Source organism: Labrys sp. WJW (genome assembly GCF_001676615.1).
Classification (GTDB): Bacteria; Pseudomonadota; Alphaproteobacteria; order Rhizobiales; family Labraceae; genus Labrys; species Labrys sedimenti.
The window spans coordinates 174,608-191,120 of sequence record NZ_LYXZ01000040.1; the positions used below are offsets into that span (position 1 = coordinate 174,608).

14 protein-coding genes are annotated in these 16,513 nt (G+C 64.8%); 3 read left to right on the plus strand and 11 right to left on the minus strand.

Annotated elements, in window-relative coordinates:
* Positions 1 to 352: 352 nt before the first annotated feature.
* The 9 genes from fdxA (BA190_RS24225) to BA190_RS24265 all read right to left on the minus strand — a co-directional run bounded on the left by fdxA (BA190_RS24225) (position 353) and on the right by BA190_RS24265 (position 10,611).
* Positions 353 to 691, minus strand: coding sequence for a ferredoxin FdxA (gene fdxA, locus BA190_RS24225; protein ID WP_068293544.1), 339 nt, complete (start codon positions 689 to 691; stop codon positions 353 to 355).
* Positions 692 to 838: 147 nt separating this feature from the next.
* The gene (gene fdxA / locus BA190_RS24230; protein WP_068293547.1) at positions 839 to 1,189 is read right to left on the minus strand and encodes a ferredoxin FdxA; all 351 of its coding nucleotides are present in this window, start codon (positions 1,187 to 1,189) and stop codon (positions 839 to 841) included.
* Between the two features lie 70 nt (positions 1,190 to 1,259).
* Positions 1,260 to 3,260, minus strand: coding sequence for a CocE/NonD family hydrolase (locus BA190_RS24235; protein WP_068293550.1), 2,001 nt, complete (start codon positions 3,258 to 3,260; stop codon positions 1,260 to 1,262).
* 70 nt (positions 3,261 to 3,330) lie between these two features.
* The gene (locus BA190_RS24240) at positions 3,331 to 4,956 is read right to left on the minus strand and encodes an ABC transporter ATP-binding protein (protein WP_068293553.1); all 1,626 of its coding nucleotides are present in this window, start codon (positions 4,954 to 4,956) and stop codon (positions 3,331 to 3,333) included.
* A 10-nt stretch (positions 4,957 to 4,966) separates the two neighbouring features.
* Positions 4,967 to 5,800, minus strand: a complete 834-nt coding sequence (locus tag BA190_RS24245; protein ID WP_068293556.1) for an ABC transporter permease — start codon at positions 5,798 to 5,800, stop codon at positions 4,967 to 4,969.
* A gap of 10 nt (positions 5,801 to 5,810) precedes the next feature.
* Positions 5,811 to 6,761: an ABC transporter permease gene (locus tag BA190_RS24250; RefSeq protein WP_068293562.1), complete on the minus strand. Its 951-nt coding sequence runs from the start codon at positions 6,759 to 6,761 to the stop codon at positions 5,811 to 5,813.
* A 227-nt stretch (positions 6,762 to 6,988) separates the two neighbouring features.
* The gene (locus BA190_RS24255; RefSeq protein WP_068293565.1) at positions 6,989 to 8,560 is read right to left on the minus strand and encodes an ABC transporter substrate-binding protein; all 1,572 of its coding nucleotides are present in this window, start codon (positions 8,558 to 8,560) and stop codon (positions 6,989 to 6,991) included.
* A gap of 351 nt (positions 8,561 to 8,911) precedes the next feature.
* Complete coding sequence (locus BA190_RS24260) at positions 8,912 to 10,225, minus strand: ammonium transporter (protein ID WP_068293568.1); 1,314 nt, start codon at positions 10,223 to 10,225, stop codon at positions 8,912 to 8,914.
* A 47-nt stretch (positions 10,226 to 10,272) separates the two neighbouring features.
* Positions 10,273 to 10,611 carry a P-II family nitrogen regulator gene (locus BA190_RS24265; RefSeq protein ID WP_068293571.1) on the minus strand — a complete coding sequence of 113 codons (339 nt, stop codon included), beginning with the start codon at positions 10,609 to 10,611 and terminating at the stop codon, positions 10,273 to 10,275.
* 255 nt (positions 10,612 to 10,866) lie between these two features.
* Between BA190_RS24265 and BA190_RS24270 the strand changes: the two genes are divergently transcribed.
* On the plus strand, positions 10,867 to 11,511 hold the full coding sequence (locus tag BA190_RS24270; RefSeq protein ID WP_162275202.1) for a thermonuclease family protein: 645 nt from the start codon (positions 10,867 to 10,869) through the stop codon (positions 11,509 to 11,511).
* A 22-nt stretch (positions 11,512 to 11,533) separates the two neighbouring features.
* Positions 11,534 to 12,988: a M48 family metalloprotease gene (locus BA190_RS24275; protein ID WP_068293577.1), complete on the plus strand. Its 1,455-nt coding sequence runs from the start codon at positions 11,534 to 11,536 to the stop codon at positions 12,986 to 12,988.
* 197 nt (positions 12,989 to 13,185) lie between these two features.
* Here the strand turns inward: BA190_RS24275 and BA190_RS24280 are convergent, their stop codons facing one another.
* Positions 13,186 to 14,040, minus strand: a complete 855-nt coding sequence (locus BA190_RS24280; protein WP_068293579.1) for an amidohydrolase — start codon at positions 14,038 to 14,040, stop codon at positions 13,186 to 13,188.
* An 87-nt stretch (positions 14,041 to 14,127) separates the two neighbouring features.
* Entirely contained in the window at positions 14,128 to 15,621 is a 1,494-nt protein-coding gene (hutH, locus tag BA190_RS24285) for a histidine ammonia-lyase (RefSeq protein ID WP_068293583.1), read from the minus strand.
* Positions 15,622 to 15,735: 114 nt separating this feature from the next.
* On the opposite strand from hutH, the gene gloB reads away from it, so the two are divergent.
* On the plus strand, positions 15,736 to 16,503 hold the full coding sequence (gene gloB / locus BA190_RS24290) for a hydroxyacylglutathione hydrolase (protein ID WP_068293587.1): 768 nt from the start codon (positions 15,736 to 15,738) through the stop codon (positions 16,501 to 16,503).
* The last annotated feature ends 10 nt before the right edge of the window (positions 16,504 to 16,513 follow it).

Sequence of the window (16,513 nt, forward strand, 5' to 3'; positions counted from 1 at the left end):
CCATGTATCTATCGGCGCTACCCGCACCGACCGACTGAGATCCCTTGAAGCTGAGCACAAAAAAATTGCCCCTGTGCGGAGCAGCGGCGGGGTAACTCGGTCTCTCTCTTGACCATGCCCCTGTATATACCAAAAATCGGCAAAAATCAACGCTTTTACACGCCAAAACGGCGCGTAAAGCGCTCGTTAAGGTTGATACCGCGCGGTTTTTGTGAATAGCCGCTATGCAAAAAGCGCCGGGCATGCCCCGGGGGTACCTCGACAGATGCACGCTGCCGAAGCCCCAAAAGCGGGCAGCCATGCCGCCCGCACAGAGAAAACCGACCCCTTCGGGTTCGGCTGGAATTTGCGATCAGGCGTCGCCCTGGCCCGGTTCCGGCGAGAGCAGCGGCAGCTTGTCCGGCTTGCCGTCCCACTCCTTGGCATCGGCGAAACCGTCACGCTTGACCGTGATGTTCGGCCAGCTCTGCGCGAACTTGGCGTTCAGCTCGAGCCAGGCCTCCAGACCCTTTTCGGTATCGGCCTTGATGGCATCCGCCGGACATTCGGGCTCACAGACACCGCAATCGATGCATTCGTCGGGATGGATGACGAGAAAATTCTCACCCTCGTAGAAACAGTCCACCGGGCAGACTTCCACGCAGTCCATGTATTTGCACTTGATGCAGTTCTCAGTGACCACGTAGGTCATGCCAGAAAATCCCGAAAGTTTATAATCTTGCTAAAACTGCCTAGCCGAACTGTGCCGACGGTTCAAGGCGCGCTTGCACAGAGCAGCCATTCGCCGCGGTGCCAGCTTTGACTCAGTTCATCACAAACAAGGCGCTGGACCTGTCCTCTACCCGGCCTGTCCTGCGTCTCCCGCGCCCGGCCGAGGCGAGAGCAAGGTCAGCTTGCCAGGCTTGCCGTCCCATTGTTTGGCATCCAATGGCGGCTCGCGCCGCGCCGTGATCTCCGGCCAGAGATGGGCATAGCGCGCGTTCAATTCAACCCAGGCCTCCAATCCCCGCTCCGCATCGGAGCGGATGGCATCCGCCGGACAGGCCGGTTCGCAGATGCCGCAATCGATGCATAATAGGGGATCGATGACGAGCATGGTCTCGCCTTCCCGGAAGCAATCGACCGGGCACTCGGCCACGCAGTCCATATACTTGCATCTGATGCAGTTTTCGGTGACCACATAGGCCATGGTGCCGTTCCATCCGGAGGGAGCTCTCAGTGGAACGGCCGGTTATGGCGCGCCTAAGGCGCAATTGCGGTCACAAGAGATCGCGGGGGATTTTCTCGTACCAGCGGCGCTCGGCGGCCAGCTCGCCATTGGCTGAGGCCCTGAGTTCGCCCTCCAGGATGAAATCGGTGGCGGTCGCCTGCATCGCGGTCTTCACCTCGATGCGGATCTGCCAGCCCTCGCGCCCCATCTCATAGCTCTCGCTGAGGCGGTAGCGCGCGCTGAGAGGATCATCGCCCCTGACGGTCAATTCGCGCCGAAGGCTGTGGGAGAGCGTGGTGTCGATCTCGTCGAAGCGCAGCACGCCCTCGCCGAACAGGCCACCCTCCCCCTCCGTGACATAGGTAGCCGTATCGGTCAGCAGGTCGAGCGAGGTGGTGCGCGCCATGCGTCCCTCGGCAACCTTGGTCGTCGGGGTGCGGGCAGCGCTCAGCGCTGGCTCGAAGGCGATGACGGGCTCGTCGGCGCCGGCCTGGCGCAGCGGCAGGCTCAACCGGCCCGGGCAGCGCAGGGTCAGCGTCACCGGTTCGGGCGCCGGCCAGATCAGCGGCCAGTAGGCCGTCGACAAGGCCAGCCTGAGGCGATGGCCCGGCGCGAGTGCATAGCCGCAATCGCTGAGCTTGAGGCGGATGGGATAGAAGCGGCCGGGCACCAACGCCTCGGGCTCGGCATGGCTGTCGCGGTGGGTCAGGTTGAATACCGCATAGGCGATACGGCGCGAGGAGCCGTCCGGCGCGACGTCGCAAAGCCGGGCGCAGAGCTGGGCCAGGGGCTTGTCGGCGGCAATCTCGACCTCGATCTCCGGGGCCCCGAGCAGCTCAAGCCGTTCGGCCAGGACCTCACCGTCGAAGCAGCAGGAGAAGGCATCGTCATGGCGCTGGTCGGCCGGCTCCTCGCCGTTGACGCCGGTTCCCATCCATTCCCCGGCCGCCGCGCCCGTCCAGGCCGGCGAGGTGAAGGCGATCTCGCTGGCCGGGCCAGCTTCAGCCGCCAGGGTACCCGGCGCCAGATGGACGGTCTTGGCGACGATCATCGGCGAAGGCCATGTCGCCTCGCCGACAAAGCGCCCGGGTACCGGATCGCGATGACCGGGTGGCGCCCACTCCTCGACGAAAGCCCGCATCATCGGCTCGGCCATGATGCCGCGATCCGTCCCTTTCAGCCAGTGATCCCACCAGCGCGTCGCCTCCTGCAGGAAGCCGATGGCCGGCCCCGGCACGCCGTCCTGCGGGTAGATATGGGCCCAGGGCCCGATCAGGCCGAGCCTGGGCACGGTGAGGCCCTCCAGCAGCCGGGGAATGGCATTGGTATAGGCATCGCCCCAGCCTCCGACGGCGAAGACCGGGCATCGTACCGCTGAGAAATCCTCGCAGATCGAACCGTGCCGCCAATAGGCGTCGCGCCTCTGGTGCGCGAGCCAGAGCGCCGGGAAGAAGGGCAGATGGTCGAGGCGATGCTGCCATTGCGCCCGCCAAGCCTCGCCGACCAGCGCCGGATCGGCCGGCCGGGCCTGATAGGCCAGCATGATCGAGCCCCACCACAGATTGTCGTTGAGCAGGGTGCCACCCATGAAATGGATGTCGTCGGCATAACGGTCATCGGTCGAGCAGACGGTAATGATCGCCTTGAGGGCCGGCGGGTTGAGCGCCGCGACCTGCAGGCAATTGAAGCCGCCCCAGCTCTTGCCCATCATGCCGACGGAGCCCGTGCACCAGGGTTGGGCCGCGAGCCAGGCGATCACCTCGCAGGCGTCGTCGAGCTCGCGCTGGAGATATTCATCCTCGAGCAGGCCGTCGGACTCGCCGCTGCCGCGCATATCGACGCGGATGGCGGCATAGCCATGGGCCGCGAACCAGCCATGCATCGGCTCGTCCCGCCCGCGCGTACCGTCACGCTTGCGGTAGGGGATATATTCGAGGATCGCCGGCACCGGCCTGGCTTCGGCATCCTCAGGCAGCCACAGGCGAGCGGCAAGCCGGGTGCCATCGGCGAGGGGAATGAAGAAATGTTCGATCGTGCGGACTGGGGACATTGGAAAATACTTCAAGAAAAACAAGCGAAAGGGCCGGTCCGAAGACCGGCCCTTTCAGCGAACCATTGGATCACGCCACCTTGCGGCTGGCGAGAATATTGTCGAGCCAATGCGTATCCATCTCCGGCACGGAGCTGATCAGCTTCTCCGTGTAGGGATGGAACGGCGGGGCGAAGATATCCGCCGTCGGGCCCTGGGCGATGATCTCGCCCTTGAACATCACCGCCGTGCGATGGGCGATGCGGCGCACCGTACCGAGGTCGTGGGTGATGAAGATATAGGCGAGCCCGAGATCGTCCTGCAGCTTCTTGAGGAGCTTGAGCACGTCCTCGGCCACCAGGGGATCGAGTGCGGAGGTCGGCTCGTCGCAGATGATCACTTCCGGCTCGGCAGCGAGGGCACGGGCGATGCAGACACGCTGCTTCTGGCCGCCGGAGAGCTGGCCGGGCCGTCGATCCGCGAACTCCTCCGGCAAGCCGACCTGCCGCAGCAGTTCGAGCACGCGCTTGCGCACGTCGCCGGCCGAGCGGTTGAAATAGAAGCTCACCGGGCGCCCGATGATCTGCCCCAGGGTCTGGCGCGGATTGAGCGCGACATCCGGCATCTGGTGCACCATCTGCAGGCGCCGCAGGATGTCCTTGCTGCGCTGGGGCAGTGCCGGCGGCAGGGTCTTGCCGTTCAGCGAGACATCGCCCTCCCAGCGCGGCAGCAGGCCGACGATGATGCGCGCGATCGTGCTCTTGCCGGAACCGGACTCGCCGACCACCGCCAGCGTTTCGCCTTTCGCGAGCTTGAAGGAGGCGTTCTTGACGATGGCAACCGGGCCATAGCCGGCGGTGACGTTGGTCATGGAGAGCACCGGCTCGGCTCCCTCCGCCGGCGCGGTAAGCTGGAGATGCTCGGCGTCGCGCCTCTCGTTCACCAAGGCGCGGGCATAGTCGGTCCGCGGTGCCTCCAGCACCTGCTGGGCCTCCCCGACCTCGACCATCTTGCCATGGCGCAGCACCATGATGCGATGGGCGATCTGGGCCACCACGGCAAGGTCATGCGTGATGTAGAGGCCGGCCGTGCCGAATTCCCGGATGAGGTCGCGCAAGAGCGCCAGCACCTCAATCTGGGTGGTGACGTCGAGCGCCGTGGTCGGCTCGTCCAGCACGATCACGTCGGGCCGGCAGCTCATCGCCATCGCGGCCATGGCGCGCTGGAGCTGGCCGCCGGAGACCTGGTGGGGATAGCGGTCGCCGATCGTGTCGGGATTGGGCAGTTGCAGGATGCGGAAGAGCTTGCGGGCATAGGCTTCCGCTTCCGGCCGCGTCATCACCCCATGCACCACCGGCGCCTCGCAGACCTGGTCCATCAGCGTCATGGCCGGGTTGAAGGAGGCGGCGGCGCTCTGGGCGATATAGGCGATGCTCTTGCCGCGGAAATTGCGGCGCTGCGCGGCAGTGGAGGCGCGCAGCTCGGTACCGTCGAGCTTGATCGAGCCGCCGGTGATGCGCATGCCGGCCCGGGCATAGGCCATCGACGCCAGGCCGATGGTCGATTTGCCGGCACCCGATTCGCCGATGAGGCCGAGAATCTCGCCCCGCCGCAGCGTCACGTCGACATTGTCGACGAGAACGCGGCCGGTGATGGTCTCGACCCTGAGCTTTTCGAGTTCGAGGATCAGATCGGAAGAGGTCTTGTCGTTTGCCATCTCAGCCCCCTTACATTTCCGCCTGCGCGCCGGACGGGCGGGCATCGATCGACAAGAACCAATCGACCACCAGATTGATGCCGATGGTGAGCAGGGCGATGGCGGCAGCCGGATAAAGGGCCGCTGCCCGCCCGAGCTTGAGGCTGGTGATGTTGTCGCGCACCATGCCGCCCCAGTCCGCATAGGGCAGGGGCACGCCGAGGCCGATGAAGCTCAGCGCGGCGATGAACAGGAAGTTGAAGCAGAAGCGCAGGCCGAACTCCGACATCAGAGGCGCCGCGGCATTGGGCAGGATCTCGCGCCAGACCACCCACCAGATGCCCTCGCCGCGCAGCCTGGCCACCTCGACGAAATCGAGCGAGGCGAGGTTCATGCCGAGTGCGCGGGCGAGCCGATAGACGCGGCTGGAATCGAGGAAGGCGATGGTCAGCACCAGCGATGTCAGGGTCTGGCCGAAGATCGACAGGATGATCAGCGCCCAGATCAGCAGCGGCACCGACATCACGATGTCGACGGTACGCGAGAGCACGGCATCGATCCAGCGCCCGGTCACGGCCGCCACCAGGCCGAGCGTGATGCCGATGGCGAAGGACAGGATGGTGGTGACCAGGGCGATGCCGATGGTGAGGCGGGCGCCATAGATCAGGCGGGTGAGCATGTCGCGGCCGATCTGGTCGGTGCCCAGCCAGCTCGTTGCCGAAATCGTCGCCCAGGTCTTGCCGACGGTCTGCGTCTCCGAATAGGGCGCGAGCCAAGGGCCGGCTATGGCGACGACGACATTGAGCGCGATGATGAACAGGCCGATGACGGCGGTGAGCGGCGCCTTGTGTCCGAAAATGACCATGCTGCCCTCTCTACCGGGGATGCCGCAGACGCGGATTGAGGATGATCGCCAGCACGTCGGCAATCGTATTGAGGATGATGAACACGGCTGCAAACAGGATGCCGCAGGCCAGGATCGCCGGCACGTCGCGCTTGGTCACCGCGTCGATCATGTATTGGCCGACGCCGGGATAGGTGAACACCTTCTCGATGACGACCACGCCGACCACGAGATAGGCGATGTTCAGGGCCACCACCGAGATGATCGGCGAGGCCGCGTTCGGCAGCGCATGCTTGGTGACGACGCGGGCCCGCGTCAGGCCTTTGAGGAAGCCCATTTCGACATAGGGTGTCGACATGATCGACAGCACCGAATTGCGCGTCATGCGCATCATATGCGCGGTGACCAGGCAGGTCAGCGCCACCGCCGGCAGGAAAGTCACGTAGAGGCGCGTAAAGAAGCCCATGTCTGGGTTGACGGCCGCCAAAGGCGGGAACCAGCGCCAAAAGCCGGCGAAGAGCAGGATCAGCACGCCGCCGATGAAGAACTCCGGCAGCGAGATGGCGATCAGTGCCAGCACGTTGGCGGCCCGGTCAGCCAGACGTCCCTCGGTGATGGCGCAGGTGATGCCTGTGATGACCGCGAGCGGCACGGCGATCACGGCGGCGTAGCAGGCCAGGAACAGCGTGTTGGTGAAGCGCGGCCACAGATCGTTCACGATGACGTTCTGGTTGGTATAGGACCGGCCGAAATCAAAATGGGTGATGATGTTCCACAGCCAGCTCAGATAGCGCTGCCAGGCCGGCACATCGAGGCCAATGCTGCGTTCGAAGGCGGCCTTGGTTTCCGCCGTTGCGGCCTGGCCGAGCACGGCATCCGCCGCATTTCCCTGCAAGTTGAGGGTTAGAATAAATAGAATGAGGGAGATGGCGAAGAGCGTCGCCACCCCCTGGACGATGCGCCAACCGATAAGACGTCCCACAATGTGCCCTTTCGACCTGTTGCCGACGGAGGCCGGGCACGCTGCAGTTCCCCCCGCACGCGCCCGTCCCTCTGCAGTATGAAAGGAAAAGAGCGAGGCGCCTCACGCGCGTCGCCCCCGACACGCCCTGCGGTCTGGCTGGTACACCAGACTTCGCAAGGGCACGTCGAAACAAGGAGCAGGGGCGAAGCGGCGTTGACCGCCAAACGCCCCCGGCTCCAGAGCTCTCAGGCGAACCAGCCCTTTTCGGCGACACGCTGGTCGCACATGTCGTAGCGCGGATGCGGAGCCGTCCCCATGATCTTCTTGGAGTAGGCGTCGAGATAGTCACCGACCGCGTAGCAGACCATGCCGCCATCGTCGTGGATCATCTTCTGGCATTCGGAGTAGATCTGCGCGCGCTTGGCATCGTCGGTCTCGACGCGGGCGGAAATCAGGAGCTTGTCGAATTCCGGCCGCTTCCAATGGGTGTCGTTCCAATTGGCGGTGGACAGGAAGGTCTGCGACAGCTGCAGATCGATGTTGGGGCGCCCGCCCCAGTAGACGGCGCAGAAAGGTTCCTTGAGCCAGATGTTCGACCAGTAGCCATCGCCCGAAACGCGCGTGACCGTCAGGTCGATGCCTGCCTGCTTCATGGCTTCCTGGTAGAGCAGGCCGGCGTCGGTCGCGCCGTTATAGGCACCTTCCGAAACCTTGAGCTCCAGCTTGGGGCTGCCGGCCTTCTTGTAGTGGAAGGCGGCCTTCTCCGGATCATAGGGCGTCTGGGGCACGTCCTTGGCATAGTATTTGTGCGACGGGCTGATGGTGGTGTCGTTGCCGACAGTGGCATAGCCCTGATAGACGGTGTCGACGATCTTCTTGCGGTCCATGCCGTATTTGAGCGCCCAGCGCAGGTCCGCATTGGTATAGGGGTCGGTGTCGCACAGCGCCACGAAGGCAAACCGGTTGCCGGTGCCCTTGCTCTGCACCACGCTCACGTCGGGCGAGGAGGTCACGATGTCCATGGTCTTGGCATCGAGACGGTTGATGGCATCGACCTGGCCTGAGATCAGGGCCTGCAGGCGCGACGCCTGATCCTGGATATATTGCAGTTCGATGCCATCGAAATTGCCGCGGCCAGGCTTCCAGTAATTGCCGGTGTTCTTGGTGACCACGCGCACGCCGGGCTCGAACACTTCGAGCTTGTAGGCGCCGGTGCCGACCAGCTTGGAGAAGTCGCTGAAGCCGTTGGGCACGCACAGGACGTGATAGTCGGAGAGGTTGTAGGGCAGGTCGAGATTGCCCTCGGACAAAGTGATCTGGATCTGGTTGGCGCTGAGCTTCTTGACGTCGGTGATCGAGCTCAGCAGATCCTTGGCGGCGGACTTGGTGTCGCCGCGATGCAAATTGATCGAATAGATCGCGTCATCGGCATCGAGCGTCTTGCCGTTGTGGAAGGTGACGTCCTTGCGGATATTGAAGATCCATTCCTTGGCACCGGGCTTGTATTCCCAGCTTTCGAACAACTCGCCCTTGGGCAGGCCGTCATCACCGATTTCGACGAAACCGTTGCAGATCTGGTAGCCGTAGGAGATCGGCACGGAATCGGCATAGGTGCGTGGATCGAGACTGTCCGAGGCCGAACCGCCTTCCATGCCCAGTTTCAAGGTGCCGCCCTTCTTGGGGGTGTCGGCCGCCAGGGCCGAGCCGCCGAGCGCACCCAATCCGCCGAGGCTCAGGCCGAGCGCGGCGGCGCTCTTCATCAATTCGCGGCGGTCGAGGATCAGGCCCGATCCCTGCGTAAAGTTCTTACCCGTCATGTCAATGTTCCCTGCGGCTCGCCTGTATGGAATTTGCGCTCGTTGCCCGAGCGTTCGACCTGCCCACTATCGTGTCCTGCAAGCCGCTGTGCAAGAGACCTACAAACGACATCAAATGACAGCAGGGCGACGTTCTTTCATTTTCATGAAACCTGAATCAGGCCCGATTTGCGGATTTGAACGTCGGGTAAAGGCTGTTTTTGCAATCAGCCTGCCCGATTTTCGTCAATTCCGGCCAAAAAGGATCGCTCCCGGCGCGAACAAGAACGGATGATATCGCATCCATCCGCCCCTAAACAGAAAACCCCGGCCATATGGCCGGGGTATCGGATCTTTCTCGCGCCGCCAGGCTCAGCTGTGATAGGCGCGTTCACCATGTTCGACGATATCGAGGCCTTCGGCCTCCGTCTGGCGATCGACACGCAGGCCGACGACGAGATCGACCAGCTTGAACAGAATCGCCGAGCCCACGCCCGTCATCACGATGGTGAAGGCGACCGCCTCGATCTGCACCCAGAGCTGGGCGCCCATCGTCACGCCGTCGGCATAGCCGACACCGCCCAGCGAGGGCGATGCCAGCACGCCGGTGCCGAGCGCCCCGAGGATGCCGCCGATGCCATGCACGCCGAAGACGTCGAGGCTGTCGTCATAGCCGAAGGCATTCTTCACGGTCGTCACGAAGAAGAAGCAGACGATACCGGCGATGAAGCCGAGCGCGATGGCACCGGCCGGACCGACGAAGCCGGCTGCGGGCGTCACCGCCACCAGGCCGGCGACCGCACCCGAGACCGCACCCAGCATCGAGGGCTTGCCATGGGTGAACCATTCGACCAGCGACCAGCCCAGGATCGCGCCCGCCGTGGCGACGAAGGTGGTCATCATGGCAAGGCCCGCGCTGGCGCCGGCCGAGAGGGCCGAGCCCGCGTTGAAGCCGAACCAGCCGACCCACAGCATGCCGGCGCCGACCCAGGACAGGGTCAGCGAATGGGGCGGCATCTGCTCCTTGCCGAAGCCGGTGCGCTTGCCGATCATCAGGCAGCCCACCAGGCCGGCAACGCCCGCATTGATGTGCACGACGGTACCACCGGCGAAATCGAAGGCGCCCAGCTTGAACAGCCATCCCGTCGACTGCCACACCGAATGGGCGACCGGGATATAGATGAAGGTGACCCAGAGCAGGCAGAACAGCACCACGGCCGAGAACTTCATGCGCTCGGCGAAAGCACCGACGATGAGGGCGGGCGTGATCGCCGCGAAGGTCATCTGGAAGCAGACGAACACATATTCGGGAATGGTGCCGCTCAGCGTGTCCTTGGTGATGCCGGCGAGGAAGGCCTTGGAGAAGCCGCCGAAGAGGGGACCGCCGTCGCTGAAGGCGAGGGTGTAGCCGTAGAAGACCCAGATCACCATCACCACCGAGGCGACGATCAGCACCTGCATGAGGATGGAGAGCATGTTCTTGGCGCGCACCAGGCCGCCATAGAACAGGCCGAGGCCCGGCGCGATCATCATCAGCACCAGCGCGCAGGACACCAGCATCCAGGCCGTGTCGCCCGAGTTCAGGGTGGGCGGCGGCGCTGCGGTCTGGGCGAGAGCGGGGCCCGCAAGCAGCCCGGCGCCCATGAGGGCCATGAAGGCGGATTTGAGGAAACGGAGGGAAGTCATCGGGAAAAGATCCTGTCTCATGGGAGTCGAGGGCATCGGCAGCAGACCTAGAGCGCGTCGCCGTCGCGCTCGCCGGTGCGGATGCGCACCGCGGTTTCGATCGGCATCACGAAAATCTTGCCGTCACCGATCTGGCCGGTCTTAGCGGCCGCCGTGATCGCATCGATGACCTTGGCGACGAGTTCGCTCGGCACCGCGACCTCGATCTTCAGCTTGGGCAGGAAGCTCACGGCATATTCGGCGCCGCGATAGATCTCGGTATGCCCTTTCTGGCGGCCATACCCCTTCACCTCGGTCACGGTCAGACCGTGCACGCCCAGACCCGTGAGGGCATCGCGCACCTCCTCGAGCTTGAACGGCTTGATGATGGCCATCACTATTTTCATGCTGCTCTATCCCCTTAAGGCGTTTTGCAATTTGGCGGTCGGGCATCCTCTTTCAAGCCGCGTGCCAACTGCCCAACGCCATGCTAAGATTATGAAAAATCACGATAAAAATTACCTCTGCCCAATGTAAGGACCACGCGCTTGCCAAGGGTTGCGCAAATATTAGGCACAATGGCTATCGTTGCGATATTTTCGAGCAACATGCACAAGGCGTTCGCTGATCCATGCGCCGTCCCGGCGGAAGCAGGCGAGAATGTGACGATTGCCGGCAAGGACGAGGATGGCCATCTCCTGCTCGCGGACGGCCGCAGGATAAGGCTTGCGGGCGTGGATCTTTCCTCGTTGCACCTGCCCGATCTCGCCGACACCACTGCGACCTTGGTAGGCCCGGCCACGCCCGACAGGCACGGCGCATTGCGCGGAGCGCTCTATCTCGAAGGCCGCGATCTTGCCGCCGATCTCGCCGCCCGCGGCTTGGCGCGCATTCGGCCTTCCGTTGGGGAAGATCTGTGTTACACAGAATTAATGACTGCAGAAGACAATGCCCGCCGGGCTCGGCTTGGCCTCTGGGCCGAACCGGGCTATGCAGTCGCCGATGCGGCGACTCCCCAGGCCGTTGCCCGCCATGCCGATGGCTTCGTCATCGTGGCGGGACGCGTGCTGCATGTTGGAGTGACGAAGACGACCGTGTGGATCGATTTCGGCAAAATCTGGCGAGAAGACGTGACTTTGGCGATACCCGCCAAACAATGGCCACGTTTCGAGGCAACCGGTCTCACCGCTGCTGCTCTCGAGGGCAGCTATATCAGGGCTCGTGGTGTCGTCACGATGCGCGACGGGCCCCGCATCGACATTACCGAACCGGCGGCGATCGAACAGGTCGCACCGGTGTCGCCGTGAGAGGAGTGGGAAGCTGAGCGAGATGCTGGGGGGCGCGGCAAGACAACCGAACTGGCTGCGGGTTTGCGTCCTGGCGGTTGCGCTCGGCCTGACTTCTTGCGCCACCGTGGGCGACAACGACCAGGCGGGCGACCTTCCGCGCGCCACGCCGGCCGCCCTCCCCGCCGAAGCTCCGCGCGTGATTGCGCCCCCCAATGCCGAGGACCGCGAAAGCGCCCGCGTTCTGGCTTCCTATGGCGGCGCCTATCGCAACGCCACCCTGGAGCGCTATCTCGACGATCTCGTCCAGCGTCTTGCCGCCCAATCCGATCGGCCCGACATTCCCTACAAGCTGACGGTGCTGAACGCCTCGTCGATCAACGCCTTCGCCCTGCCCTCCGGCCGGCTCTACGTGACGCGCGGTCTGCTCGCGCTTGCCAATGACGATGCCGAAATCGCCGCCGTGATCGCCCATGAGATGGCGCATGTGTCCGCGCGCCACGCCGCCGCGCGCGCCGACCGCGAACGCCAATCCCTGGTCGTCTCCAAGGTGGCGAGCGTCGTGCACAACCCCGGCCTGGTGTCATCGAGCCAGAACAGCCTGGCCAGCTTCTCGCGCCAGCAGGAGCTGAATGCCGACGAGATCGGCATCCGCACCATCGCCAAGGCCGGCTTCGACCCCTATGGCGCCGCGCGCTTCCTGACTTCGATGCGCCGGCAGGTGGAGGCGCGCTCGCGCCAGACCACGCCGGACTTCCTGTCGACCCATCCTTCCACGCCCGAACGCATCGCCAAGGCCAACACCGAGGCTGCCCAATATGGCGCTCCCGGCTCGGGCGAGCATGACAAGTTCCGCTACCTGTCGGTGATCGACGGCATCACCTATGGCGAGGATCCCGCGCAGGGCTATGTGCAGGGCCGCATCTTCTGGCAGCCGCGCCTGGCCTTCACCTTCACCGCTCCGCCCAATTTCACCCTCGACAACACGCCGCAGGCCATTCTCGGCGTCGACGGCAACGGCCGGGCGCTGCGCCTCGACACGGTCAAGACCAAGGACGGCCAGTCGCTTTCCGACTATCTTGCCTCCGGCTGGATCAGCGGCGTGGACACCTCCTCCGTCTCCACCCTGCGCATCAACGGCAACGAGGCGGCAACCGCCCTCGCCCGTGGCACGGACTGGAGCTTCCGCCTCTATGCCATCCGCTTCGGCAGCGACGTCTACCGCCTGATCCTGGCGGCCCGCGACCTCAGCCCCGCCACCGACGCCCTGTTCCAGGAAACCGCCAACAGCTTCCGGCGCATGACGCCGGACGAGCTGCGCAATGTGCGGCCCGAGCATATCGACATCATCACCGTGCGCTCGGGTGATACGCTGCAGTCCCTGGCAGCTCGCATGGCCGGCCCCCAGGACCAGCTCGAGCGCTTCCTGGTGCTGAACGGCTTTGACGAAACCAGCCCGCTCAGGCCGGGCGACCGCGTCAAGGTCGTCACGCAGTAGAGGGCGGTCCACCCCTCATCCGGCTGCCGCCACCTTCTCCCGCAAGGGGAGAAGGAGCTTTATTTGGCAAGGAACGCGGTCTGGCCGCATGCAAGATTTTGCGGCCCATCCCAATCAAATTCCTTCTCCCCTTGCGGGAGAAGGTCCCGGCAGGGGGACGAGAGGTGCCGCTCGACAGAACGCCACCCTCGGCCTCCTCACCTCAGCCGATAGAACGCCGCGGCATTGTCCCTGAACAGCTTGCGCCGTTCCGACGGCGAGCAGTCATGCACGATCTCGTCGACGACATGCACCCAGTCGGGATAGGTCCCCGCCAGCTCCAGCACGTGCCAGTCCGAGCCGAACATCACGCGCTCGAAACCGAAGCTCTCCAGGGCATGCTCGACATAGGGCGTGATCTCCTGGCGGGTCCAGCTGCGGTGGTCGGCCTCCGTACACACGCCGGAGATCTTGCAATGGACGTTGGGCAACGCAGCGAGCCGTTTCAAATCGGCGCGCCAGGGCTCCATCTCGCCCGCCTTGATCGCCGGCTTGCCGATATGGTCGAGCACGAAGCGGACATCAGGGCATTGCTGAACCATGCGGATCACGTTCGGCAATTGATGGTGCAGGATACAGATATCGAAGGAGAGATCGTGGCGGGCCAGCAGCTTGAGGCCAGCCAGAAAACCGGGCTGCAGACAGAATTCCGGGTCGGCCTGGCCTTGGATCAGCCGCCTGATGCCCCTGAGGGCCTTGTGCTGGCGCAGCCGTTCGAGATCGGCCTCGACGGCCATCCCCTTTTCGAGTGGCAGGCTTGCGACCATGGCGCCGAGCCGGGGCTCGGCCGCCGCGAGCTCCGCCACCCAGGCGGCTTCGTCGAGATGCTGGCCGGCATCGACATCGACCTCCACGAAGACGAAACGCTCGATCTCGACCGGCTTGGCCGCGGCGAACACGTCCGCCGGCACCGCCTTAGAGCGCAGGCCGGTGATGCCCTCGGCCCAGGCATAACCCAGGCGCGCCGGATCGAGCAGATGAACATGGCTGTCGATGATGGGGTAGTCGAGCATGATGTCAGGGCCCGGATGGCGTTGAGCGTTTTGATGGGCTTCAAGCTATTGCCTGACAAATAGACGGTCAACCAGCCGAAACACCGCTCAGCCTCCCCACCCCCGTGCCCTGATCGCCTCTGCCAGGCGGGAGACGTCCGGGCCGCTCGGACGGTCCTCCTCCAGGCGCTCGACATGGGCGCGCACGAAATCGCGGATGCGCGTGGTACCCTCGCCCAGCGCGACCGTGCCGCGCAGGTCGATGCTCTGCGCCGCCACCACCAATTCGCAGGCCGCCAGCACCAGCAGCCGCTCCGCGCTCTCCCCGAGCTTGGTCACCGCAGCCGGCGCGTTGGCGGCATGGTCCTCGACGCCGTCGGCGGCATGCAGCAAGGCCAGGGTCGCCGGCTGGGCCCGCGCCCGGATCTCGCCCTCCAGCGCACCGATCGCCTTCTGCAGTGTGGCAAAGCCGGTGCGGCTCTGGCCCATCGGGGTAAGGAAACGCGGCTGGTCGGAATAGACGGGCGACATCAGCTTCAAGGCGCGCTGGGCCGAGATCGTCGCCACATGCGAGAGGGCCTGCGACAGCGCCTCGAAGCGCAGGGTGAACCCGGTCATGTCGAAATTGCCGTTGGAAACCAGCTGCCCCTCGACGATCACTGGATTGTCACCGGAATGGTTGAGTTCGAGCAGAACCATCGCCTCCGCCTCGGCAAAGGCGGTGCGCGCCGCGCCGTGTACCGGTGCGACACAACGGAAGGACAGCGGGTCCTGGACCCGCCGGCTCGCCTTGTTGTCGCCGAGGGGGCCGCCGGCCAGCAGGGCATAGATCGCGCGGGCCGCCTCGCCCTGGCCCGGCGCCGGGCGGGCCGCGTTCACCGCCTCGGACAGGGGGGTGATATTGGCGCCGAAGGCTTCCATCGACAGGGCCGCGGCGCGGTCGAGCGTATCGAGCGCCAGGCGCGCTTCGGCGAGCGCCAGGGCACCGCGGCCGGTGGAGGCGGCATTGGCCACCACCAGCGCATGCCCGTCCTTCGGTCCGATCGGCACAGGCTGCAGCCCGGCCCGCCGTAGCGCCTCGGCGCCGGCCAGGCGCTCACCGCGATAGTCGGCCTGGCCCTCGCCGAGCAGCGCCAGGGCCATATGGGCAAGCGGCGCGAGATCGGCGGCGCCGATCGAGCCGATCGTCGGCACGATGGGATGAAAACCGGCATTGAGGGCAGCGGCCAGCGCCTCGACGACGGCAAGCGACACGCCGGTCTGGCCGACGCTCATGCCGGCAATACGCGCCGCCATCATGGCCCTGACCTCCGCGACTGGCATTTCGTCGCCCACGCCGACGGCACGGGCAAAGGCGACACGCCGCTGGAAGGCGGCAAGATCGTCGGCGGAAAGCCGGGTGTCGACGCCCGCGCCAAGCCCGGTGGTCAGGCCATAGACCGGCTTGTTCTCGGCAATGGCCAGCTCGATCACCGAGCGTGCCGTACCTATGCGCCCGCGGGCTGCGGGTGACAGGATCACATGGCGGCTCTCGCGGGCGATGGCGGTGAGCGCATCGATGGTCAGGGGCGCATCGCCGATCACCACAGTTCCGCCGGACATTTTCAGGGTTCCCTCATCACTGCCGGTCCGCGCCATCGTTTGCGTGACCTCACACCGCCAATCGCATAGAAGGGGACGCATCTCCAAATAAATGTGCATGCCGCGAGGGTGAGAATGAGCGCGCTGATCGAACTGTTCTTGTGCCGGAGCGACAATTTCGGCGTGCTGCTTCATGACGAGGCCACCGGACGCACCGCGGCCATCGACGCACCGGAGGCCGAAGCGATCGAAGCCGCCCTCGAACGACGTGGCTGGCGGCTGACCGACATCCTGGTCACCCATCATCATGCCGACCATGTCGAGGGCATCGAGGCGTTGAAGACCTCTTATGGCTGCCGGGTGGTCGCAGCGAAAGCCGATGCCCACCGCATCCCGGCCGTCGACGAAACCGTCGTGGAGGGTGACACCGTCAATGTCGGCTCACTTGTGGCCGAAATCATCGACACACCCGGCCATACCGTCGGCCACATCGCCTATTGGTTCGCCGAGCAGAAGCTGCTGTTTGCCGCCGATACGCTGTTTTCACTCGGCTGCGGCCGGTTGTTCGAGGGCTCGCCGGCCGATATGTGGCGATCCCTGCTGAAATTGCGGGCTTTGCCCGACGATACGCAGCTCTATTGCGGGCATGAATACACCCTCGCCAATGCCCGCTTCGCCCTCACGGTCGATCCCGCCAACCAGGCACTCGCCAGGCGAGCAGCCGAGGTCGAGGCCCAGCGCGGCGCCCACCGCTTCACCCTGCCGGTGCTGCTGGGCGCCGAAAAGCAAGAAAATCCGTTCCTGCGCGCCGACGATGCCGGCATTGCCGCACAGGTCGGACTGGCAGGAGCGGATCCCGTCGCCGTGTTCACCGAACTGCGCGAGCGCAAGAACCGGTTCTGAGCGCCCTCCG